Origin of the sequence: Streptacidiphilus sp. MAP12-20, from assembly GCF_041262525.1 — a bacterium.
Lineage (GTDB): Bacteria > Actinomycetota > Actinomycetes > Streptomycetales > Streptomycetaceae > Streptacidiphilus.
The window spans coordinates 48,177-69,192 of sequence record NZ_JBGCCK010000016.1; the positions used below are offsets into that span (position 1 = coordinate 48,177).

The 21,016-nt window shown below is 71.9% G+C and carries 16 protein-coding genes, 1 tRNA gene, 1 other RNA gene and 1 pseudogene; 16 read left to right on the plus strand and 3 right to left on the minus strand.

Annotated elements, in window-relative coordinates; translation table 11 throughout:
* Window positions 1-11: 11 nt before the first annotated feature.
* From ftsX to ssrA, 4 genes are all read left to right on the plus strand, one after another.
* The gene (ftsX, locus tag ABIA32_RS21925; protein WP_370098045.1) at window positions 12-941 is read left to right on the plus strand and encodes a permease-like cell division protein FtsX; all 930 of its coding nucleotides are present in this window, start codon (window positions 12-14) and stop codon (window positions 939-941) included.
* A 110-nt stretch (window positions 942-1,051) separates the two neighbouring features.
* Window positions 1,052-2,188: a S41 family peptidase gene (locus ABIA32_RS21930; RefSeq protein ID WP_370098048.1), complete on the plus strand. Its 1,137-nt coding sequence runs from the start codon at window positions 1,052-1,054 to the stop codon at window positions 2,186-2,188.
* Between the two features lie 55 nt (window positions 2,189-2,243).
* A complete protein-coding gene (gene smpB / locus ABIA32_RS21935; protein WP_370098050.1) occupies window positions 2,244-2,741 on the plus strand; it encodes an SsrA-binding protein SmpB in 498 nt (165 codons plus the stop codon).
* Window positions 2,742-2,861: 120 nt separating this feature from the next.
* Window positions 2,862-3,230: a transfer-messenger RNA gene (gene ssrA, locus ABIA32_RS21940) on the plus strand.
* A gap of 30 nt (window positions 3,231-3,260) precedes the next feature.
* Here ssrA and ABIA32_RS21945 read toward each other — a convergent pair.
* Entirely contained in the window at window positions 3,261-3,812 is a 552-nt protein-coding gene (locus tag ABIA32_RS21945) for a flavoprotein (RefSeq protein ID WP_370098053.1), read from the minus strand.
* 170 nt (window positions 3,813-3,982) lie between these two features.
* Here ABIA32_RS21945 and ABIA32_RS21950 point away from each other — a divergent pair, with 170 nt between their 5' ends.
* The 4 genes from ABIA32_RS21950 (at window position 3,983) to ABIA32_RS21965 (ending at window position 10,099) form a co-directional block, all read left to right on the plus strand.
* Window positions 3,983-5,116: a winged helix DNA-binding domain-containing protein gene (locus tag ABIA32_RS21950; protein WP_370098056.1), complete on the plus strand. Its 1,134-nt coding sequence runs from the start codon at window positions 3,983-3,985 to the stop codon at window positions 5,114-5,116.
* A 159-nt stretch (window positions 5,117-5,275) separates the two neighbouring features.
* The gene (locus tag ABIA32_RS21955; protein WP_370098058.1) at window positions 5,276-7,552 is read left to right on the plus strand and encodes a UvrD-helicase domain-containing protein; all 2,277 of its coding nucleotides are present in this window, start codon (window positions 5,276-5,278) and stop codon (window positions 7,550-7,552) included.
* A gap of 354 nt (window positions 7,553-7,906) precedes the next feature.
* On the plus strand, window positions 7,907-9,349 hold the full coding sequence (locus ABIA32_RS21960) for an NAD-dependent malic enzyme (protein WP_370098340.1): 1,443 nt from the start codon (window positions 7,907-7,909) through the stop codon (window positions 9,347-9,349).
* A gap of 468 nt (window positions 9,350-9,817) precedes the next feature.
* On the plus strand, window positions 9,818-10,099 hold the full coding sequence (locus tag ABIA32_RS21965; protein ID WP_037605405.1) for an HU family DNA-binding protein: 282 nt from the start codon (window positions 9,818-9,820) through the stop codon (window positions 10,097-10,099).
* A 75-nt stretch (window positions 10,100-10,174) separates the two neighbouring features.
* On the opposite strand, the gene murA is transcribed toward ABIA32_RS21965, so the two are convergent.
* The gene (gene murA, locus ABIA32_RS21970; protein WP_370098061.1) at window positions 10,175-11,506 is read right to left on the minus strand and encodes a UDP-N-acetylglucosamine 1-carboxyvinyltransferase; all 1,332 of its coding nucleotides are present in this window, start codon (window positions 11,504-11,506) and stop codon (window positions 10,175-10,177) included.
* A gap of 245 nt (window positions 11,507-11,751) precedes the next feature.
* Between murA and ABIA32_RS21975 the strand changes: the two genes are divergently transcribed.
* The 8 genes and pseudogenes from ABIA32_RS21975 (at window position 11,752) to ABIA32_RS22010 (ending at window position 20,949) form a co-directional block, all read left to right on the plus strand.
* On the plus strand, window positions 11,752-12,330 hold the full coding sequence (locus tag ABIA32_RS21975; RefSeq protein ID WP_370098064.1) for a YqgE/AlgH family protein: 579 nt from the start codon (window positions 11,752-11,754) through the stop codon (window positions 12,328-12,330).
* Window positions 12,331-12,399: 69 nt separating this feature from the next.
* Window positions 12,400-12,696, plus strand: a complete 297-nt coding sequence (locus ABIA32_RS21980; protein ID WP_370098067.1) for a DUF3039 domain-containing protein — start codon at window positions 12,400-12,402, stop codon at window positions 12,694-12,696.
* Window positions 12,697-12,761: 65 nt separating this feature from the next.
* On the plus strand, window positions 12,762-14,366 hold the full coding sequence (locus ABIA32_RS21985) for a beta-N-acetylhexosaminidase (protein ID WP_370098070.1): 1,605 nt from the start codon (window positions 12,762-12,764) through the stop codon (window positions 14,364-14,366).
* Between the two features lie 172 nt (window positions 14,367-14,538).
* A complete protein-coding gene (locus tag ABIA32_RS21990) occupies window positions 14,539-15,405 on the plus strand; it encodes a xanthine dehydrogenase family protein subunit M (protein WP_370098343.1) in 867 nt (288 codons plus the stop codon).
* A 44-nt stretch (window positions 15,406-15,449) separates the two neighbouring features.
* Window positions 15,450-15,921: pseudogene (locus ABIA32_RS21995) on the plus strand ((2Fe-2S)-binding protein); the annotation flags it as partial.
* 1,213 nt (window positions 15,922-17,134) lie between these two features.
* Window positions 17,135-19,510 carry a xanthine dehydrogenase family protein molybdopterin-binding subunit gene (locus ABIA32_RS22000; RefSeq protein ID WP_370098346.1) on the plus strand — a complete coding sequence of 792 codons (2,376 nt, stop codon included), beginning with the start codon at window positions 17,135-17,137 and terminating at the stop codon, window positions 19,508-19,510.
* 106 nt (window positions 19,511-19,616) lie between these two features.
* Window positions 19,617-20,423 carry an MBL fold metallo-hydrolase gene (locus ABIA32_RS22005; protein WP_370098073.1) on the plus strand — a complete coding sequence of 269 codons (807 nt, stop codon included), beginning with the start codon at window positions 19,617-19,619 and terminating at the stop codon, window positions 20,421-20,423.
* Between the two features lie 229 nt (window positions 20,424-20,652).
* Window positions 20,653-20,949 (plus strand): hypothetical protein, encoded by a 297-nt coding sequence (locus tag ABIA32_RS22010; RefSeq protein WP_370098075.1) that lies wholly within the window; start codon window positions 20,653-20,655, stop codon window positions 20,947-20,949.
* Here the strand turns inward: ABIA32_RS22010 and ABIA32_RS22015 are convergent.
* Window positions 20,938-21,012, minus strand: a tRNA-Cys gene (locus ABIA32_RS22015). The two genes, ABIA32_RS22010 and ABIA32_RS22015, sit on opposite strands and share 12 nt — an antisense overlap.
* Between the last annotated feature and the right edge of the window lie 4 nt (window positions 21,013-21,016).

Sequence of the window (21,016 nt, forward strand, 5' to 3'; positions counted from 1 at the left end):
AGGACATATCAATGCGAGCCCAATTCGTCATGTCGGAGATCTGGATCGGTCTCCGCCGCAATCTGACGATGACCATCGCCGTGATCGTGAGTGTGGCCCTGTCCCTTTCTCTGGCCGGCGCGGCGATTCTGCTGCGCGTGCAGGTCGACCAGATGAAGGGGTACTGGGGCGACAAGGTCCAGGTGACCGTCTATTTCTGCAACAAGACCAACGTCAAGGACGCTGCGACCAATCCGGCGGACAAGAACTGCGCCTCCGGCGTCGCCTCCCAGCAGCAGATCGACGACGCCCACGCCCAGTTGCTCAAGAATCCGCTGGTCGATCAGGTCTACACCGAGACCCCCGAGGAGGCGGCGGCACACTTCAAGCAGGAGTTCCCCGACTCCCCGCTGCTCAGCTACGCCTCGGCCGACTGGTTCTCGTACTCGTTGCGGGTCAAGCTGAAGAACCCGCAGCAGTACCAGGCCGTGGCCGGCGCGATGGTCGGTCAGCCGGGTGTCGCCAAGGCGGACGACCAGAGTGCCGTGCTCAAGCCGCTGTTCAACCTGCTCAACGGCGCCCAGGTGACGGCCATCGTGATCATGGCGATCATGCTCGGGGTCACCTTGCTGCTGATCGTCAACACCGTCCGCGTCTCGGCGTTCAGCCGTAAACGTGAGACAGGCATCATGCGGTTGGTGGGCGCCTCCAACTACTACGTGCAGATGCCGTTCATCGCGGAGGCCGCCTTCGCGGCGATCGTCGGCGCCGCTCTCGCCTCGGGCCTGCTGGCCGTCGGCAAGTACGTGATGATCGATCAGTTCCTGAAGAAGCAGATCACCCTGATCAACTTCATAGGGTGGGGCCCGGTCTTCCAGATCATGCCGCTGCTGCTGGTCATCGGCGTGGCCATGTCCGGCCTCGCGGCGTTCCTGACCCTGCGGAAGTACCTCCGCGTCTGACGAACTGCTCGTCGGTTCATGCGAAGAAGCCCCGGAACGCGTACTGCGTCCGGGGCTTTTCGTCGGGTGTGCGCCCTTGGACGGGCTTGTCGCCTCTAGACTCTTCGACCATGTCACCCACGCGACGCGCGCTCCGCCTCCAGCTCACGCTGGGGCTGGTGTTCGTCGCCGTCTGCGGTGTGGGCGTGGCCACCGGAGCGTGGGGCAGCGAGGGCCATCGCCCGGCTGCCGCAGTCGCGCACGGGATGGGCAGCGCGGACGTCGTCGGCGCCGGGAGCGGCGGCAGCGCGGCGGCGGACCGCTGGGCGGCCGACTACACGCCGGAGGAGTTCGCCGCCTACACCCAGGCGCTCGACGGCCACTACATCGGCGTGGGCCTCTGGGTCGTCGGTTCGCCGCAGGGCCAGGTCCGGGTCAGCCGAACGCTGCCGAAGGGGCCCGCCGGGCGGGCCGACGTCCGCGCGGGGGACCGGCTGCTGGAGGTCGGCGGCGTGCCGGTCACCGGGATGCCGGTCACCGAGGTCGTCGCGCTGCTGCGCGGCGGGGCCGCGGGTCGGGTCGGCTCCTCGGTGACGCTGCTGCTCCAGCGCGGCACGGAGGTACGCGCGCTCACGCTGCGGCGCGCCGTGCTGGACGAGGGCGACGTCCGGGTCGACCACCCGGAGAGCGGCGTCACCCGGATCAGCATGGACGCCTTCACGGTCGGCGTCTCCGAGCAGGTGCAGGCCGCCGTCCACCAGGCGCAGCTGAACCCGGCCAAGGACGGGCGGGGCATCCTGCTCGACCTGCGCGGCAACTCCGGCGGCCTGGTGAGCGAGGCCGTCGCGACCGCCTCGGCCTTTCTGGACGGCGGCCGCGTCGCGCTCTACCAGCCCGAGGGCGGCGGCGCCCGCGAGGTGCTGACGGCGGCACGCGGCGGCGACACCGCGACGCCGCTGGTGGTCCTGGTCGACGGCGGCACGATGAGCGCGGCCGAGCTGGTCACCGGCGCGCTCCGGGACCGGGGGCGGGCGGTCGTGGTCGGGCGCCCCACCTTCGGCAAGGGCGCGGTGCAGCAGCCGCAGACGCTCTCCGACGGCATGGTGCAGGAGCACACGGTGGGCAACTACCTGACGCCGTCCGGCATCTCGCCCGACGGCCAGGGCATCCAACCGGACGTAGTGGTCCCGCCGGCCGCGAGCGCGCAGGCGGCGGAGAACACGGCGCTGACGGTGCTGGACGACCTCTCCGGCGGGAGCGGGCAGTAGCCGGACGCCCTGCTCAGGGAAACGCCCGTGCCCGCGGGCCGGTCGGGATGCGAGAATGGCTCGCACTATGGCGAAGAAGAAAGACGACCCGCGCAACAAGCTCATCGCCTCGAACAAGAAGGCGCGGCACGACTACAACATCATCGACGAGTACGAGTGCGGCATGGTGCTCACCGGCACCGAGGTGAAGTCGCTGCGTCAGGGGCGGGCCTCCCTGATCGACGGCTTCGCGGACGTGGAGCAGGGTGAGGCCTGGCTGCACAACGTGCACATCATGGAGTACGCCCAGGGCACCTGGACCAATCACGCCGCGCGGCGCAAGCGCAAGCTGCTGCTGCACAAGTGGGAGATCGCCAAGCTCGACCAGAAGTTGAAGGAGACGGGTTACACGCTGGTCCCGCTCTCCATCTACTTCAAGGACGGCCGGGCCAAGATCAACCTCGCCCTGGCCCAGGGCAAGAAGCTGCACGACAAGCGGCAGACGCTGCGGGAGAAGCAGGACCGCCGCGAGACCGAGCGCGCGGTGTCGGCGATCCGGCGGCGGCAGGGTTAATCAACTGGACCTTGCCACGGTGGGAGCCGTAGCATGGACAGCGTCCCGGGTGATCCCCCAGATCGCGCGGGCCGGCAGCGGAGAAATCTGGTGCCTTGAAAATTGAATAGCACCCTACATGGGGGTGATCGGTTTCGACTGGGGATGTCGAGGCAGGAGAAGCGAGCCGAGGAACGCGGCAATGATCTCGTTAACCACGTGTCGCAAAACATAATCGCCAATAACACGCGCGATCGCTTCGCCCTCGCTGTCTGAGCGAGTTTCGAAGCTGTCAGACCGGGTGCGTTCCCGTCCCGGATCCTGGCATAATCTAGGGAACTCCACCGTCCGCCCCGGTCACGGGGACGTACGGAAAATCAAACAGTGACTGAGCCCGTCGGCAGCTTGTCTGCGTGACTGCCGGGGCCGAGAAAAGCACAGCAGACTGCGCTCGGAGAAGCCCTGGTTCCGCACCACAGGACGCGGGTTCGATTCCCGCCACCTCCACCGAGAGAATCCCATGTCACACGAGCCGTCCGGTCAGACCGGGCGGCTCGTTGCGTTGTAGGCGGCGTACGCGGAGCTGAGGGCGAGGGCCCAGTCGAACTCCGGGGTGTCGTCCTGGCCGGGCGCGGTCGCCGTCTCCGGCAGCACGATATGGGCGCCGGCCCCGCGCAGGGTCTCGACGGAGCGGGCGTACTGCGGATGCGCGGCGAGGGCGGCGTTGACGCAGGGCAGGGCGACGGTGGGGATGCCGCGCCCGAGCGCTTCGGCGGCGTAGCCGACGACGAAGGAGTCGGTCAGGCCGAGGGCCCAGCGGTTGACGGTGTTGAACGTGGCCGGGGCGAGCAGCACGACGTCGGCGGTCGGCCAGACGTCGTCCTGGCCGGGCAGTTTGTAGTGCGAGCGCACGGGGCTGCCGGTGAGCGCCTCCAGCCCGGGCAGGTAGGGGTGCAGCCAGCGGGCGGCGGTGGGGGTGAGCCCGAGGCACACCTGCCAGCCGTCCGCCTGGGCGCGCTCGACGGCCACGGTGATGTTGAGAACGGGTTGTGCTCCGGTTCCGAGCAGGTACAGGACGGGGTCTCCGGTCATGTCCACAACCCAACATGGCAGGGGGTCGATCTTGCAAGTAGGCCCCCAGGGGCGCGAGGAACCACCGGCGTGCGGATGGCCCTGCGCGTTCGGGGCTCTACCTGGGTGGGTGGCTTGTCGCGCAGTTCCTCGCGCCCCTAAAGGGCTGCTCAGGTGCATAGGGTGTACGTATGGCCATAGGAAAGCTTGACGACGCCGCTCTGAACCGGGCGCTGATGGCGCGTCAGTCGCTGCTCGCGCGGGAGGACCGCTCGCCGTTGGCGATGGTGCGGCATCTGGTCGGGATGCAGTCGCAGATCCCCGGCAACCCCTATACCGCGCTCTGGTCCCGGCTCGTCGACTTCGACCCCGCCGAGGCGTCCACGCTGCTCGCCGAGCGCGAGACCGTGCGGCTGTCCACCCTGCGCGGCACCATCCACCTGCACGACGTCGAGGACGCGCTCACGCTCCGCGCCTTCACCCAGTCCGTGCACGACGCCGTCGCCTACGGCCCGCGATTCGTCTTCCGCAAGGAGCTCGCGGGGGTCGAGCCGGACGCGCTGTGGGCGGCCGCCCGCGAACTGCTGGAGGCGGCACCGATGACCCCGGCTCGGCTCGGGCCCGCGCTCGCGGAGCGCTTTCCCGGTTACGACCCGGGGACGCTGATGGCCGCCGCCCGCTACGGCATGTCCCTGGTGCAGGTCACCCCGCGCGGGGAGTGGGGCCGTAGCGGGGCGGCCACGCTCACCACCGTCGAGGCCTGGCTCGGCCAGGCGCAGCGTGTGCCGGACCTGGAGTCGATCCTGCTGCGCTACCTCGCCGCCTTCGGCCCCGCGAGCGTCCAGGACGCGCAGCACTGGAGCGGGGTGACCCGGCTCGGCGAGGTCTTCGAGAAGCTCCGCCCCCGGCTCGCCGTCTTCGCCGACGCCGGGACCGGCCGCGAGCTCTTCGACCTGCCCGACGCGCCGCGTCCTGATCCGGAGATCCCGGCGCCGCCGCGTTTCCTCCCCGACTACGACAACGTGCTGATCGGCCACGCCCAGCGCGGCCGCGTCATGGACGAGGGAGACCGGGTCAACCTCTTCTCGAACGGCAACGGCTACCGTCCCGGGCTGCTGATCGACGGGCGGCTGGCCGGGGCCTGGGCCCACGCCAAGCCGAAGCGCAAGGACGCACCCGCCGAGCTGGCCGTCGAGCTGTTCAGCGAGCAGCCCGCCGCCGTACGCGCCGAGGTCGAGGCGGAGGCCACGGCGCTGCTGGCATTCCTGGCTCCGACGGCGACAGTCCGGACCGTCCGCCTCCACCTGACCGGCCGGAGGGCGTAGGATCAACAGTTCCCTTTTTCAGGGGACGCGCAGCAGCCCACGTTGGACTCAGGGGATCTCTTGGCCTCGCCCACCCATCAGACCGCCGATCACGGCGCCGCCGACCGCAGAACCGCCGACCGCAGAACCGCAGACCGCGGCTCCGCAGACCACGGCGCCGTGGACGGGACCGTCTTCGACCGTGAGGTCGCGGTCGAGCAGGCCCACCTCGACCAGGTATACCTCCGCCTCGGCGAGAAGCTCGCCGAGGCGGAGTTCATCCTCGACGACGCCAACCGCAAGTTCATGGCCGGTACCCCCGGCGCGCTGGCCGAGCGCGACGCCCAGGCGTACCAGGCCGGCCGGCACCTGCAGCGGCTGACCAACGAGTTCGAGGACTTCCTCTTCGGCCGGATCGACCTGCAGCAGCCGGACCGTCCCGAGGAGGACGGCTTCCCCTCGCAGGCCCCGCTGGACCCGGCCGACCCGGACATCGCCGAGACCCTGCACATCGGCAGGCTCGGGGTGCTGGACGCCGAGTACGGGCCGCTGGTGATCGACTGGCGGGCCCCCGCCGCCGCGCCCTTCTACCGGGCCACCCCGCGCCAGCCCGGCCGGGTGCTGCGCCGCCGTGTGATCCGCTCGCGCGGTCGCAAGGTGCTGGGCGTCGAGGACGACCTGCTCCGCCCGGACCTGGAGCCGCGCCTCGACGGCCGGCCCGTCGCCATCGTCGGCGACGGCGCGCTGATGGCCACGCTCGGCCGGGCGCGCGGACACGCCATGCGCGACATCGTCTCCTCGATCCAGCAGGAGCAGGACGAGGTCATCCGCGCGCAGGCGGCCGGCGCCACCCTGGTCACCGGCGGTCCCGGCACCGGCAAGACCGCCGTCGCGCTGCACCGCGCCGCCTACCTGCTCTACCACGACCGTCGCCGCTACGCGGGCGGCATCCTCGTGGTCAGCCCGACCCCGCTGCTGGTCTCCTACACCGAGGGCGTCCTGCCCGCGCTCGGCGAGGAGGGCCAGGTCGCGATCCGCGCGATCGGCAGCCTGGTCGAGGGCGAGGAGGCCGACCGCTACGACAGCCCCGAGGCGGCCAGGGTCAAGGGCTCCTCGCGGATGCTGCCGCTGCTGCGCCGCGCCGCCCGTGCCGCGCTCGACAGCAGGGACACCCCCGCCGAGCTGCGCGTCGTCGCGCTGGGCGAGGTGCTGCGACTGGACGCGGAGACGCTGCGCCAGCTGCGCCGCGGCATCCTGGGCGGCACCACGCCGGTCAACCTGCTCCGTCCGCGCGCCCGACGGCTGCTGCTGGACGCGCTCTGGGCGAAGCTCCAGCGCGGCCGGGCCAAGCCGGTGGACCGCTACGAGCGCGAGGAGCAGCAGCGCCAGCGTGAGAGCTTCGACGAGTACGTCAGCGACGAGGACGCCTTCCTCGACTTCCTGGAGGCCTGGTGGCCGTCGCTGACGCCGCGCCGGGTGCTCGCCACGCTCGCCGACCAGCGTCGGCTCGGCGGGCAGGCGCGCGGCGCTTTCAGCCGGCAGGAGCTGCGGCTGCTGTCCGACTCCTGGCGCCACCTGGACCGGCAGGGCCGCGGCGGCGTCAGCGCCCACGACGTGGCACTGCTGGACGAGCTCCAGACGCTGCTCGGCGAGCCCTACCGGGCACGGGTGCGTGAGGTCGACCCGATGGACCTGCTCACCGGCCTGGACGAGGTCTCCGTCTACGGCGACCGGCAGCGCAGGGAGCAGGAGGCGCGCGTCGCGGCGGCCGCCGCCGAGCGGCGCGACTACGCCCACATCATCGTGGACGAGGCCCAGGACCTCACCCCGATGCAGTGGCGCATGGTCGGCCGCCGCGCCCGCAACGCGACCTGGACCATCGTCGGCGACCCGGCCCAGAGCAGCTGGATCGACCCGGCGGAGGCCCAGGCGGCGATGGACGAGACGCTGTCCGGAAAGCCGCGTCGCCGCTTCACGCTGACCACGAACTACCGCAACCCGGCGGAAATCGCCGATATCGCCTCGCGCATCCTGGCGCAGGCCGCGCCGGGCACCGAGCCGCCGGTCGCGGTGCGCTCCACCGGCGTCGAGCCGCGCTTCGCCGCGGTCGCGCGCGAGGAGGCGCTGGGCGACGCGGCGCGCGCGGAGGTCCGACGCCTGCTGGAGGAGGTCGAGGGCACGGTCGGCATCGTCGTGCCGATGGAGCGCCGCGAGGAGGCGCGCGGGTGGATCAAGGGCCTGGGTGAGCGTGCGGTCGCGCTCGGCAGCCTGGAGGCCAAGGGCCTGGAGTACGACGCGACGGTCGTCGCCGACCCCTCCGGCATCGCCGGTGAGTCGGACGCGGGCCTGCGCGTCCTCTACGTGGCGCTGACCCGTGCGACGCAGCGGCTGACTGTGCTGAGCGGCCCGCTCGACCTGCCGGACGCGGCCGGCGTCCCGGCCCTGCTGCACGGCTGAGGCTGGATCAGTACAGCGCGGGCCCCCTACCGATTCGGCAGGGGGCCCGCGCTGATTCTCCGTCTGGTACGACACCGACCCGCCATGCTCGCCTCGCGGCAAGTGGTCGCTCTAGGCGACTAAGGTTGGGCCCGGGGGCTTGGATCGAGCCGGTGTCGTACAGCCAGAGTAACAAAGCTCTTCGGAAACGCATTCCCCTCGCGTGAGAACGCTGGAGAAAGACCCGCCCCGTCTCACCCGCTGTCCGCTTTGCGGAACAACATTTCCGCCTACCGGCGAGTAGGTGGGACGATCGTGACGACTCAACCACAGCAGCAGTCGAAGCAGCGCGGGTACAGGAAGAAGGCAACGTCGATGGCGGCGGTTCCCAGTGTCTCCAACTCGATCACGGTGCGACTGGAGGTTCCGGCCCGCGGCAACGCGGTGAGCCAGATCACCACCTCCGTGGAGTCCTCCGGCGGGACCGTGACCGGCCTCGACGTGACCGCCTCCGGCATCGAGTCGCTGCGCATCGACGTCACCATCGCCGCGATCTCGGTCGCGCACGCCGAGGAGATCGTCGAGAAGCTCCGCACCATCGAGGGCATCACCATCGGCAAGGTCTCCGACCGCACCTTCCTGATGCACCTCGGCGGCAAGATCGAGATGTCCTCGAAGCTGCCGATCCGCAACCGTGACGACCTCTCGATGATCTACACCCCCGGCGTCGCCCGCGTCTGCATGGCCATCGCCGAGAACCCTGAGGACGCGCGCCGCCTCACCATCAAGCGCAACAGCGTCGCCGTGGTGACGGACGGCTCGGCGGTGCTGGGGCTGGGCAACATCGGCCCGATGGCCGCGCTGCCGGTCATGGAGGGCAAGGCGGCCCTGTTCAAGCGCTTCGCGGGCATCGACGCCTGGCCGCTCTGCCTGGACACCCAGGACACCGACGAGATCGTGGCCATCGTCAAGGCGATCGCCCCGGGCTTCGCCGGCATCAACCTGGAGGACATCTCCGCCCCGCGCTGCTTCGAGATCGAGGCGCGGCTGCGCGAGGCCCTGGACATCCCGGTCTTCCACGACGACCAGCACGGCACGGCGATCGTTGTGCTCGCCGCGCTGACGAACGCGCTGCAGGTGGTCGGCAAGGACATCAACGAGGTGCGGGTGGTCATGTCGGGCGCGGGCGCGGCCGGCACGGCGATCCTGAAGCTGCTGATGGCGGCGGGCGTCGAGCACGCGACGGTGGCGGACGTGAAGGGCGTCGTCCACCTGGGCCGCGACGACCTGAACGACTCCCTGCGCTGGATCGCGGAGAACACCAACCGCAGCGGCCGCACGGGCTCCCTGAAGGAGGCCGTGCACGGCGCGGACGTCTTCATCGGCGTCTCGGCCCCGAACGTCCTGGACGGCGACGACATCGCCGCCATGGCGGACGACGCGATCGTCTTCGCCCTGGCCAACCCGGACCCGGAGATCGACCCGGCCGTCGCCCGGCAGACCGCCGCGGTGGTCGCGACGGGGCGCAGCGACTTCCCGAACCAGATCAACAACGTGCTGGTCTTCCCGGGCGTCTTCCGCGGCCTGCTGGACGCTCAGAGCCGCACGGTCAACACGGAGATGATGCTGGCGGCGGCGCGGGCGCTGGCCGCGACGGTGAGCGCGGAGGAGTGCAACGCGAACTACATCATCCCGAGCGTCTTCCACCCGGACGTGGCGAAGACGGTCGCAGCGGCGGTCCGGGAGGCGGCGCATGCCGCCGGCACGGCGCAGGCGCAGCTGTCTGAGACGGGCAGCTTTCCCATCGTGACTCCCTGACACTGAGGGACGTTGCAACTTCTCAGGGGCGCGAGGAACTGCGCGACAAGCCACCGGCGTGCGGATGGTCCTCAATGCGCAGGGCCATCCGCACAGGGTGGTTGCTCGCGCAGTTCCTCGCGCCCCCAAGGAGTTGCAACGTCCCGCTCGGCGGTTCGGTTTTGGGGACTACGCACAGCAACCGATACGGTTGCTTCGGCGCGTCGTTTCCGACAGATGCGGAAACGTCCGCCTAAAGTGACCGGCGAGAGTCCGGGCGGAGCCGCTTGGCGCTGTTCGTGTGACTCTCGCGGGTGCCGGATTCGCTTTACCGGCGGCAGTGGGGGCAGGATTCGTGCTCAGGCACACCCCATCGCCTGTTGGGACGCCACCACAGCCAAGCTGAACGGTGGGTCGTCCCGGCAGCCGAGGCGGCGGTCCTCCGGGGCAGCCGAGGATCGCAACGCGACAGACCACAATGGAGTACACATGAACCGCAGTGAGCTGGTGGCCGCGCTCTCCGAGCGCGCCGAGGTGACCCGCAAGGACGCGGACGCCGTCCTCGCGGCTTTCGCCGAGGTCGTCGGCGACGTCGTCGCCAAGGGCGACGAGAAGGTCACCATCCCCGGCTTCCTGACTTTCGAGCGCACCCACCGTGCCGCTCGTACCGCCCGGAACCCGCAGACCGGCGACCCGATCAACATCCCCGCCGGTTTCAGCGTCAAGGTCTCGGCGGGCTCCAAGCTCAAGGAGGCCGCCAAGGGCAAGTAAGCCCTAGGCGTCTGACACAGCGAGCCGGTCACTCCGCGTCAGCGGAGTGACCGGCTCGCTGTGTTGTTGCAGAAGCTACTTCGCCTCGCTCGGGAGCTCGATGTCCGCGCCCAGCGCCCGCAGTTTGTCCATGAAGTTCTCGTAGCCGCGGTTGATCAGCGCGATGCCGTGGACCCGCGAGGTGCCCTGGGCGGCGAGGGCCGCGATCAGGTAGGAGAAGCCGCCGCGGAGGTCCGGGATGACCAGTTCCGCGCCCTGGAGCTTGGACGGGCCCGAGACGACCGCCGAGTGCAGGAAGTTGCGCCGTCCGAAGCGGCACGGCGTGCCGCCCAGGCACTCCCGGTAGAGCTGGATGTGTGCGCCCATCAGGTTCAGCGCCGAGGTGAAGCCCAGACGGGACTCGTAGACCGTCTCGTGGACGATGGAGAGGCCGGAGGCCTGCGTCAGGGCCACGACCAGCGGCTGCTGCCAGTCCGTCTGGAAGCCGGGGTGGACGTCCGTCTCCAGCGCGATGGCCTTGAGCTCGCCCCCCGGGTGCCAGAAGCGAATGCCCTCGTCGTCCACCGCGAAGGCGCCGCCGACCTTCCTGAAGGTGTTCAGGAAGGTCATCATCTCCAGCTGGCGCGCGCCACGGACGTAGATGTCGCCCTGCGTGGCCAGCGCCGCGCACGCCCAGGAGGCCGCCTCCAGGCGGTCCGGCAGGGCGCGGTGGTTGTAGCCGCCGAGGCGGTCCACACCCGTGATGAGGATGGTCCGGTCGGTGCCCATCGAAATGATCGCGCCCATCTTCTGCAGCACGCAGATGAGGTCCACGATCTCCGGCTCGATCGCCGCGTTCGTCAGCTCGGTGACGCCCTCGGCCAGCACCGCCGTCAGCAGCACCTGCTCCGTCGCGCCCACCGACGGGTACGGCAGCTCGATCTTGCAGCCGCGCAGCCGCTGCGGTGCGGTCAGCACCGTGCCCTGCGGGTGCTTCTCGATGACCGCGCCGAACTGCCGCAGCACGTCGAAGTGGAAGTCCACCGGGCGTCCGCCGATGTCGCAGCCGCCGAGACCGGGGATGAACGCGTGGCCGAGCCGGTGCAGCAGCGGGCCGCAGAAGAGGATCGGGATGCGCGAGCTGCCCGCGTGCGCGTCGATGTCGGTGACGTTGGCGCTCTCGACGTAGGTGGGGTCGAGGACGAGCTCGCCCTCCTCCTCGCCGCTGCGCACGGTCACGCCGTGCAGCTGCAGGAGGCCGCGCACCACCTTCACGTCGCGGATGTCCGGCACGTTGCGGAGCCGGCTCGGCTCGTGGCCCAGCAGCGCGGCCACCATGGCCTTCGGCACGAGATTCTTCGCGCCGCGGACACGGATCTCGCCTTCCAGCGGCGTACCGCCGTGGACGATCAGGACATCGTCGGTCATGTTCTCGCGATCCTGGGGTGGTCGGGGAGGCGGACGGTCAAGACAGTTCAAGAGAGTGCACAGGGGTGTGCGCACCCTGAGAGATGGTAGTGGCCCGAACCGTGGTTCCTTACGGGCGGGAAATGGCTGCTTCCCTGGCCGGAGTGCAAATGGGCCCTTTACGGCTGTGGGGAAGCTCTCACTCCGCGTACCGGGGCAGAGCCCGCTGCGCGTTCTGACGCCGCGCGGCGGCCGGTTGCGGGATCATGTCTGGCATGACGGAGCCCGTCTCGCTCACGGGCCGCCTGCTGGTGGCCACGCCCGCACTGACCGATCCGAACTTCGACCGGGCGGTCGTGCTGCTGCTCGACCACGACACCGAGGGCACCCTCGGCGTCGTACTGAACCGGCCGACGCCGGTGGAGGTGGGCGCGGTGCTGGAGTCCTGGGCGGAGCTGGCCGGGGCGCCGGCCGTCGTTTTCCAGGGCGGACCTGTCGGTCTCGACTCCGCGCTGGCGCTGGCCGTCGTACCGGGGGAGCAGGGCGAGGAGGAGGTGCTCGGCTGGCGCCGGGTGCACGGGGCGATCGGTCTGGTGGATCTGGAGGCCCCGCCGGAGCTGCTCGCCGCCGAGCTCGGCGCGCTGCGCGTCTTCGCGGGCTACGCGGGCTGGGCGCCCGGTCAGCTGGAGGACGAGCTGCTGGAGGGCGCCTGGTACGTCGTGGACTCCGAGCCGGGCGACGTCTCCGCGCCGGACCCCGAGCGGCTGTGGCGCGCGGTGCTGCGCCGCCAGCGGGGCGAGCTGGCGCTGGTGGCGACCTATCCCGACGATCCCAGCCTGAACTGACTCGCGGATCGAACCGAGTGGCGGCCCGAGCCGACCCGGACGGGGCGGTCCCAATTAGACTTGCGCGTCATGAGCACCCTTGAGCCCGAGCGCGTCACCGGCACCGGTACCGGCACGTTGGTCGAGGAGGTCCCGCAGACCTCCCACGGCGACGGCGACCACGAGCGCTTCGCCCACTACGCCGACAAGAACAAGATCATGGAGAGCGCGCTCTCCGGCACGCCTGTGGTCGCGCTCTGCGGCAAGGTCTGGGTGCCGAGCCGCGATCCGAAGAAGTACCCCGTCTGTCCCCTCTGCAAGGAGATCTGGGAGGGCATGACCCCGGGTGGCGACAAGGGCAAGGACAAGGGCGACAAGGGCAAGTAAGGGTCCTTGACGACAAGGGCCTTTCGTAGCTGGTCCTCGCGGTGGTGGCGCGGCAGGATGAGGCCATGCACCTCATACCCGCGCCGCTGTCCCTCGCCCAGCCCGCCGGGGCGGGCTCGTTCGCTCTCACCGACGCGACCGCGCTCGGTGGTGGTCCGGGCACCGAGGGCGTCGCCGCCTGGCTGCGCACCGAGCTCGGCGCGGCGACCGGCCTGCCGCTGCTGCCCGCCTCCGGTCCGGGCGGCATCCGGCTCACGCTCGACGAGGGTGACCTGGCCGCCGAGGGCTACCGCCTCGTCGTGGACGCGGAGGGCGTCGCGCTCAGCGGTGGCAGCGCCGCCGGGCTCTTCTGGGGTGCGCAGACGCTGCGTCAGCTGCTCGGGCCGCAGGCGTACCGGCGGGCGGCGGTGCGGCCGGAGGACGGCTGGGCGCTGCCCTTCGTCACCGTGCAGGACGCGCCGCGCTTCGGCTGGCGCGGGGTGCTGCTGGACGTCGCCCGGCACTTCCTGCCCAAAGCGGACGTGCTGCGCTACCTGGACCTGCTGGCCGCCCACAAGCTCAACGTGCTGCACCTGCACCTGACCGACGACCAGGGCTGGCGCGTCGAGATCGAGCAGTACCCGCGGCTGACCGAGGTCGGCGCGTCCCGCGAGCGCTCGATGGTCGGCTTCCGCGACGGCAACCGCCGCGACGACCGTCCGCACGGCGGCTACTACACCCGGGACGACCTGCGCGAGATCGTGGCGTACGCCGCCGCCCGGCAGATCACCGTCGTCCCGGAGATCGACATTCCCGGCCACTCGCAGGCCGCGATCGCCGCCTACCCCGAGCTCGGCAACCGCGACGTCGTGGACACGACCGCGTTGCAGACCTGGACGGACTGGGGCATCAACCCCAATGTGCTCAACGTCGAGGACGCGACGCTGCGCTTCTACGAGAACGTTCTCACCGAAATCCTGGAAATCTTCCCCTCCAGCTTCGTGCACCTCGGCGGCGACGAGTGCCCCAAGGAGCAGTGGCGCGCCAGCGCCGCGGCGCAGGCGCGGATCAAGCAGGAAGGGCTGGCCGACGAGGACGAGCTGCAGAGCTGGTTCATCCGCCACTTCGACCGCTGGCTCGCGGAGCGCGGGCGACGCCTGATCGGGTGGGACGAGATTCTTGAAGGCGGCCTGGCTCCCGGCGCGGCGGTGTCGTCCTGGCGGGGCTACGAGGGCGGGATCGCCGCCGCGCAGGCGGGACATGACGTCGTGATGTGTCCGGAGCAGTACGTCTACCTGGACCATCGCGAGTCCGACGGCGCGGATGAGCCGATCCCGGTGGGTTACGTCCGCACGCTCGAGGACGTCTACCGCTATGAGCCGCTGCCGCCGCAGCTGCGTCAGGACGCCGAGGCGGCCGGGCACGTGATCGGCACTCAGGCGAATCTCTGGACCGAGTTCATGGACGACGGACGCGAGGTCGACTACCACGCGTTCCCGCGCCTGGCCGCGTTCGCCGAGGTCGCCTGGTCCGAGCTGCCGCGCGAGCCGGAGGCACGCGACTTCCCCGGTTTCGCCGCGCGGATGCGGACCCACTACGCCCGCCTCGACGCCCTCGGCGTCGACTACCGGCGGCCGGAGGGTCCGCGTCCGTGGCAGCGCCGTCCGGGCGTACTCGGCCGACCGCTGTAGCGGGCGTCGTAGTCCCGACCCCCGCCCGCACCCTTCGGTCGGTGTGCCACAGTGGTGCTTCCACGCCACCACAGGAGGGTGCGCAGCAGGTGCGTTTCCACGTACCGTACGGCCAGGAGGGTGGCGGCGTGAGCGGCCCGAGCACGGTGGGACACGAGTGAACCAGACGATCATGCTCCCGGCCTCGCTGGACGAGGCCGTCAGCGCATTGGCGGCGTCGCCGGGCGCGGTGCCGGTCGCGGGCGGGACCGACCTGATGGGTGCGGTCAACGCCGGGCTGCTGCGCCCGATGGCGCTGCTCGGGCTGGGGCGGGTCACCGAGCTCAGAGGCTGGCAGTACCAGGACGGCGCGGCGCTGCTCGGCGCCGGCCTGACTCACGCGCGCATGGCCCGTCCCGACTTCGCCGCGCTGATCCCCGCGCTGGCCGAGGCTGCCGGAACCGTCGGCCCGCCGCAGGTGCGCAACGTCGGCACGCTGGGCGGCAACATCGTCAGCGCGCATCCGGCAGGGGATACTTTGCCGGTTTTGTCCGCGCTGGAGGCGACGGTCACCCTGGTCGGGCCCGACGGTGGGCGAGAAGTGGCGGTCAGTCACCTTCTGACCGGTTTGGACCCCTTGCGCGCGGGCGAGTTGCTGGCCTTTGTCCGGGTTCCGCTGCTGCACGCCCCCCAGGTTTTCCTCAAGTCCGGCGGCCGGACCGGTCCGGCGCGTGCCGTGGCCTCGGTCGCGCTGGTCCTCGACCCGGCGCGGCGCGCGGTGCGTTGCGCGGTCGGCGCGGTCGCGCCCGTACCGCTGCGGCCGCTGGAGGCCGAGCAGTGGGTGGCCGGCTGCATCGACTGGGACGCCGAACGGTCCGTGGACCCCGCGGTGGCGCAGGCGTTCGGCGAGTACGTCGCCTCGGCGTGCGTGCCCGACGTCGGCGAGGAGGCCGGGACCTTGGGGGCTGCGACGTTCGAGAACCCCGCGCCCGCAGCCCAGCGGCTGCGGCGTACCGTGTCCGTACTGGCCCGCCGCGCACTCGGGAGGGCGCTGAAGTGACGGATTATCTGACTGCCTCGCTGGGATTCGGCGCGGAGGACTCGCCGCGCGCCTCCTACACGCTCCGAGTCAACGGTCTGGAGCGGCCGGTCAACGACGCGTGGATCGGCGAGAGCCTGCTCTACGTGCTGCGTGAGCGGCTCGGCCTCGCGGGCGCCAAGGGCGGCTGCGAACAGGGCGAGTGCGGCGCCTGCTCGGTGCAGGTCGACGGCCAGTTGACGGCCGCCTGCCTGGTGCCTGCAGCGCTCGCGGCCGGGGTCGAGATCCGCACGGTCGAGGGCCTGGCCGAGGACGGCGTCCCCTCCGACGTGCAGCAGGCGCTGGCCGACAGCGGCGCGGTGCAGTGCGGCTACTGCGCGCCGGGCCTGGCCATGGCGGTGCACGACCTGCTGGAGCGGAACCACCACCCGAGCGAGCTCGAAGCCCGGCAGGCGCTGTGCGGCAACCTGTGCCGCTGCACCGGCTACCAGGGCGCGTTGGCCGCGGTCCGCGCGGTCGCCGGCACGCGCACGGACGCGGCGGAGGAGGACGGCGAGAGCGCGGACTCGTCCCCGGCAGGGGTCGGCTACTTCGGCGAGGGCCCGGTCGACGGACTGATCGAGGCGACCTCCCCGGTGGAGGAACTGGTCCCGCTGCCCATCCCGGTGCTGGACGAGACGACGGACGAACTGCTCGACGACGACGGCGAGACGGAACTGCCGGTCTACGTCGACGTCCCCCCGCAGCACGGCGGCGGCTACGGCTACGCCACCCCCCACGACCCCGGCTACCCGGACGGGTCGTCCGGGTACGGCGACCAGGGGTACGGCGGTCACGACGGGCACGGGCAGGACGGCTCCGGCTACGGCCAGGGGCCCTACCCTGGCGGCCCGTTCGGCGGCCGCTTCCCCGGCCAGGCCGACGGTCCGGGTACGCGCAGCGCGGCCGGCTCGGTCCAGCTCCCCGACCCGGCCCCGGCCGGGGCGGAGGCGACCGGCTCCCTCCTGGTCGGCGCCCCGCCGATGCAGGATCAGGCCGGTCCCCAGGTCCCTGATGCGGAACGCACGGGCGAGGTCCGTCTCGGCCCCGCGCTCGGCGCGGGCTTCCGCGCCCAGTCCGCGGCGGCGGCGGCCCGCCTCCGCGCGGACACCCCACCCGCCGACCCCCAACCGCCCACGACCGGCCCCACCGCGTTCGCGGGCCTGGGCGCGGAGACCACCGGTTCGTTCCGGGTCGCCGTGCTGCCCCCGGATTCCGGTGTGGGTTCGGATGCGGATGCCTTCGGCGCGGACACCACGGGTTCGTTCCATGTCGGCGGGCTGTGGGCCGAGGGCCACGCGGCCGGTCCCGGCGCGGACGCGACCGGTTCGTTCCAGGTCGGCGCGCTGCGCGAGGACCACTTCGCCCACGGCGGCGCCTTCGGCGCGGACGTGACCGGTTCGTTCGAGGTCGGTGCGCTGCGGGGCGAAGGCTACGCGGATGTGACCGGCTCGTTCCAGGTCGAGGCGATCGCCGAAGGCCACGCGGAGGCCGGTGGTTACCACTACGGAGCGCCGCCCGGTGGTGGGTACGGCGAGCCTGCGATGTCGCTCGACCCCACGACCGGCGTCTATGTCCTGCCCCACCAGCACGGCCAGGAGGCCGGTTCGTGACCACCCCCTCCGCCCCATCCGGGTCGTCCGGCGAGGACACGCTCACCAATCTGACCACCGTGCGCGAGGGCGCGCCCGGCAGTGCCACGGGCGCCGCGCTGGGCGGGAGCCTGCTCACGGCGACAGCGACGACGACCCCGTCCGGGACGGCGCCCGCTCCCGACGCCGCCGCGCCCACTCCCGCGCAGGCGGCCGAGCAGGCGCTGACCAGCGGAGCTATCGGCGCCTCCCCGCTGCGGGAGGACGCCGCCGCGAAGGCGATGGGCGTCTACCCCTACGCCGCCGACCTCTGGGCCGAAGGCCTCCTCTGGGGCGCGCTCGCGCGCTCGCCCTACGCGCACGCACGCATCGTCAGCCTCGACACCCGCCCGGCACTCGCCGTCCCCGGCGTCTACGCCGTGCTCACCGCCGAGGACCTGCCGACCGGCCCCGACGGCGCGCCGAACGGCGCGCCCACCGGGCCCGTCGTCGCCGACCGTCCGGTGCTCGCCGCCGAGGTGGTCCGCCACCACGGCGAGCCCTTCGCGGCCGTCGCCGCCGACCACCCCGACACGGCCAGGCTGGCCGCCGCCGCGATCCTGGTCGAGTGGGAGCCGCTGCCGCCGCTGACCGATCCCGAGCAGGCCTTCCAGGCCCCTCCGCTGCACCCCGACGGCAACGTCTTCCGGCAGCTGCCGATCCGCTTCGGCGACCCCGAGGTCGTCGGCGAGATCGTCGTCGAGGGCATGTACCAGGTGGGCCGTCAGGACCCGGCGCCGATCGGCGCCGAGGCCGGGCTGGCCGTGCCGCGCCCGGACGGCGGCGTCGAGCTGCACGTCGCCTCCACCGACCCGCACGGCGACCGTGACCGCGCGGCCTCCTGCCTCGGCATCGAGCCCGACCGGGTCCGTCTCGTGGTCTCCGGCGTCCCCGGCGCCACCGCGGACCGCGACGACATCGGCTTCCAGGCCACCCTCGCGCTGCTGGCGATCCGCACCGGCCACCCGGTCAAGATGGCGCTGACCCGCGAGGAGTCCTTCCTCACCCACGCGCACCGCCACCCCACCCTGCTCAGGTACCGCCACCACGCCGACGCCGAGGGCCGCCTGGTCAAGGTCGAGGCGCAGATCCTGTTGGACGGCGGCGCCTACGCGGACGTGTCGAGCGAGGCGCTGGCCTCCGCCGCCGCGATGGCCGCCGGCCCCTACGTCGTCCCGCACGTCTTCGTCGACGCCTGGGCGGTGCGCACCAACAACCCGCCCGCCGGGCGGATGCGCGGCGAGGGCGCGCTGCAGGTCTGCTTCGCCTACGAGTCGCAGCTGGACCGGCTCGCCACCACGCTCGACCTGAGCCCGCTGGAGATCCGCCGCCGCAACGTCATGGCGACGGGCGACCTGCTGCCCACCGGACAGGCCGTCACCTGCCCGGCCCCCGTCCGCGAGCTGCTGGACGCCGTCGCGGACGAGCCGCTGCCGCCGCTGCCGGTCGACCAGCCGGACGCGGAGTGGCTGCTCCCCGAGGGCCCCGGCGGCGCGGGCGACCCGGCGGCGGTGCGGCGCGGGATCGGCTACGCGGTCGGCATGGTGCACATGCTCGGCATCGAGGGCGCCGACGAGGTCGCCACGGCGTCGGTCCGGGTCACCGGCTCGCAGGCGTCCGTGATCTGCGCGGCGGTCGACCCGGGGACGGGCTTCGCGACGCTGGCCAAGCAGATCGTGCAGGAGATCCTGGGCGTCGACGAGGTCTACATCGCCCCGGTCGACACCGACCAGCCGGCGGCCGGCCCGTCCGCGCGCGGTCGGCAGACCTGGGTCGCGGGCGGCGCGGTGGAGCGCGCGGCGCTGATGGTCCGCCAGCAGCTGCTGCAGCCGCTGGCGGCGCGCTTCGCGATGTCGCCGGAGCTGCTCAGCATCAAGGACGGCCGGATCACCTCCTACGACGGCGTGCTCGGCATGCCGGTCCTGGAGGCGCTGGAGGGCAAGGACCTCTGGGCGACGGCGCAGTGCCGCCCCCACCCGACCGAGCCGCTGGACCCGGAGACGGGCCAGGGCGACGCCTTCGTCAGCATCGGCTTCTGCGCGATGCGGGCGGTCGTGGACGTGGACATCGAGCTCGGCACGGTCCGCGTCGTCGAGGTCACGGCGGCGCAGGACGTCGGTCGGGCGCTCAACCCGCGGCAGATCGCGGCGCGGGTGGAGGCCGGTGTGACGCAGGGCCTCGGCCTGGCGCTGATGGAGGAGCTGGCCGTCGGCGACGGCCGCGTCCTGGCCCCGAACTTCGTCGGCTACCGCCTGCCGACCGCGCTCGACGCCCCGGACATCCGCGTCGCGGCGCTGATCGAGGACCGCGACGTGGTGGCCCCCTTCGGCGCGAAGGCGGTCGGCGCGGCGAGCGCGGTCGTGGCGCCCTCCGCCATCGCCTCCGCGGTGCGGGCGGCGACGGGCATGGTCGTGACCCGGCTCCCGATCCGCCCGGAGGACGCCGCGGTCGGCTGATCCGCCGAGGTCCCGGCCTGGCCCTGGTGGCGGCGCGGCCCGTAGCGGACGAGGATGGACCGTGCCGCCGCGAATGGTCGCCACCCCGGGGGGTGGAGGGCTCGCCATGCCTGTCCACCGGATCAGACCTGACATCAGCGTCCTGAGCGACAGCCTGGAGGTGCCCGGGATGGGGCACGTCCCCGTCAACGCCTTCGTCCTGCACGCCGCGGAGCCGGTCGTCGTCGACACCGGGCTCGGCCTGCCCGACCGGGACTTCCTGGCCACGCTCACCACCGTGCTGGACCCTCCCGACGTGCGATGGATCTGGCTGACCCACCCGGACCGGGACCACACGGGCGGGATCTTCGAACTGCTGGAGGCGGCGCCCAAGGCGCGTGTCGTGACCACCTTCGTGGCGGCCGGGATCATGTCCTGCGAGCGGCCGCTGCCGATGGACCGGCTGTACCTGCTCAATCCCGGGCAGTCGCTGGACGTCGGCGACCGCACTCTGACGGGGTTCCGGCCGCCGCTGTTCGACAACCCGGCTACCGTCGGCTTCTTCGACGAGCTGTCCGGCGTCTGCTTCAGCTCGGACTGCTTCGGCGGACCACTGCCCAGCGCGGAGCTGGCCGAATGTCCCGACGTCGGCGCGGTCGGCGTCGAGGAGCTGCGGGCGGCCCAACTGCTGTGGGCGAGCGTGGACAGTCCGTGGGTGCAGAACGTCGACGAGCAGAAGTTCCTCGGGACCTTCGGGCCGCTGCGGGAGCGGGAGCCGGACCTCGTCCTGTCGACGCATCTGCCGCCGGCCCAGGGAATCACCGGGCGGATGGTCGACACCCTCGGCTCGGCGGCCGGCTCTGCGCCGTTCGTGGGGCCGGACCAGGCGGCGCTGGAGCAGATGCTTGCCGGGTTCGAGCCTGCCGGTCGGTGAGCCTCAATTCCGACTCTCATCCCGAATGGGACAGAACGCTCATCGGCTTCTCACGGGCGGTGCGCAAGGTTGCCCTCGTAGTCGGAAAACGAACACGACGACGGGAGCAACACCATGATTCTCAACGCAGCCTCCAAGCGCCCCGGCGAGGCCCCGCTCCGTCGGCTCAACCCGAAGAGCGGGACGGTCGTCGTCGCCCGCGTGACGAACACGAAGAAGTAGCCCCCGGATGACCACCACCGTCGCGCCCGCGAAATTCTGCGGGGTCGCCGAGACACTGCTGCTGCTCCGCGCGCAGGCGTGCGACTGCCGGGGCGATCTGCCCCGCATCGCCGCCGCGCTCGCGGATCTGAGCCGACCGGGGGCATTCGACACCGTCGTCCGCTGGGCCACCCAGTCCCGCGTCCGCGGGCGCTGCCGCCACGCGGACGAAGCCGCCCGGCTGCTGGTCGGTGCGCTGGCCGACTTCCCCGGCGAGTTCGAGGCACACGCGGCCGGGACGTGCGTCAGTCGGTGGAGCCCATGACCGGAATCGAACCGGCGTAAACCGCTTTGCAGGCGGTTCCCTCAACCACTCGGGCACACGGGCGAGT

Bases quoted from the DNA above. Each gene is read 5' to 3' on its own strand.
- ftsX (WP_370098045.1), top strand. From the start codon at position 12: ATGCGAGCCCAATTCGTCATGTCGGAGATCTGGATCGGTCTCCGCCGC.
- ABIA32_RS21930 (WP_370098048.1), top strand. From the start codon at position 1,052: ATGTCACCCACGCGACGCGCGCTCCGCCTCCAGCTCACGCTGGGGCTG.
- smpB (WP_370098050.1), top strand. From the start codon at position 2,244: ATGGCTCGCACTATGGCGAAGAAGAAAGACGACCCGCGCAACAAGCTC.
- ABIA32_RS21945 (WP_370098053.1), bottom strand. From the start codon at position 3,812: ATGACCGGAGACCCCGTCCTGTACCTGCTCGGAACCGGAGCACAACCC.
- ABIA32_RS21950 (WP_370098056.1), top strand. From the start codon at position 3,983: ATGGCCATAGGAAAGCTTGACGACGCCGCTCTGAACCGGGCGCTGATG.
- ABIA32_RS21960 (WP_370098340.1), top strand. From the start codon at position 7,907: ATGGCGGCGGTTCCCAGTGTCTCCAACTCGATCACGGTGCGACTGGAG.
- ABIA32_RS21965 (WP_037605405.1), top strand. From the start codon at position 9,818: ATGAACCGCAGTGAGCTGGTGGCCGCGCTCTCCGAGCGCGCCGAGGTG.
- murA (WP_370098061.1), bottom strand. From the start codon at position 11,506: ATGACCGACGATGTCCTGATCGTCCACGGCGGTACGCCGCTGGAAGGC.
- ABIA32_RS21975 (WP_370098064.1), top strand. From the start codon at position 11,752: ATGTCTGGCATGACGGAGCCCGTCTCGCTCACGGGCCGCCTGCTGGTG.
- ABIA32_RS21980 (WP_370098067.1), top strand. From the start codon at position 12,400: ATGAGCACCCTTGAGCCCGAGCGCGTCACCGGCACCGGTACCGGCACG.
- ABIA32_RS21985 (WP_370098070.1), top strand. From the start codon at position 12,762: ATGCACCTCATACCCGCGCCGCTGTCCCTCGCCCAGCCCGCCGGGGCG.
- ABIA32_RS21990 (WP_370098343.1), top strand. From the start codon at position 14,539: ATGCTCCCGGCCTCGCTGGACGAGGCCGTCAGCGCATTGGCGGCGTCG.
- ABIA32_RS22005 (WP_370098073.1), top strand. From the start codon at position 19,617: ATGCCTGTCCACCGGATCAGACCTGACATCAGCGTCCTGAGCGACAGC.
- ABIA32_RS22010 (WP_370098075.1), top strand. From the start codon at position 20,653: ATGACCACCACCGTCGCGCCCGCGAAATTCTGCGGGGTCGCCGAGACA.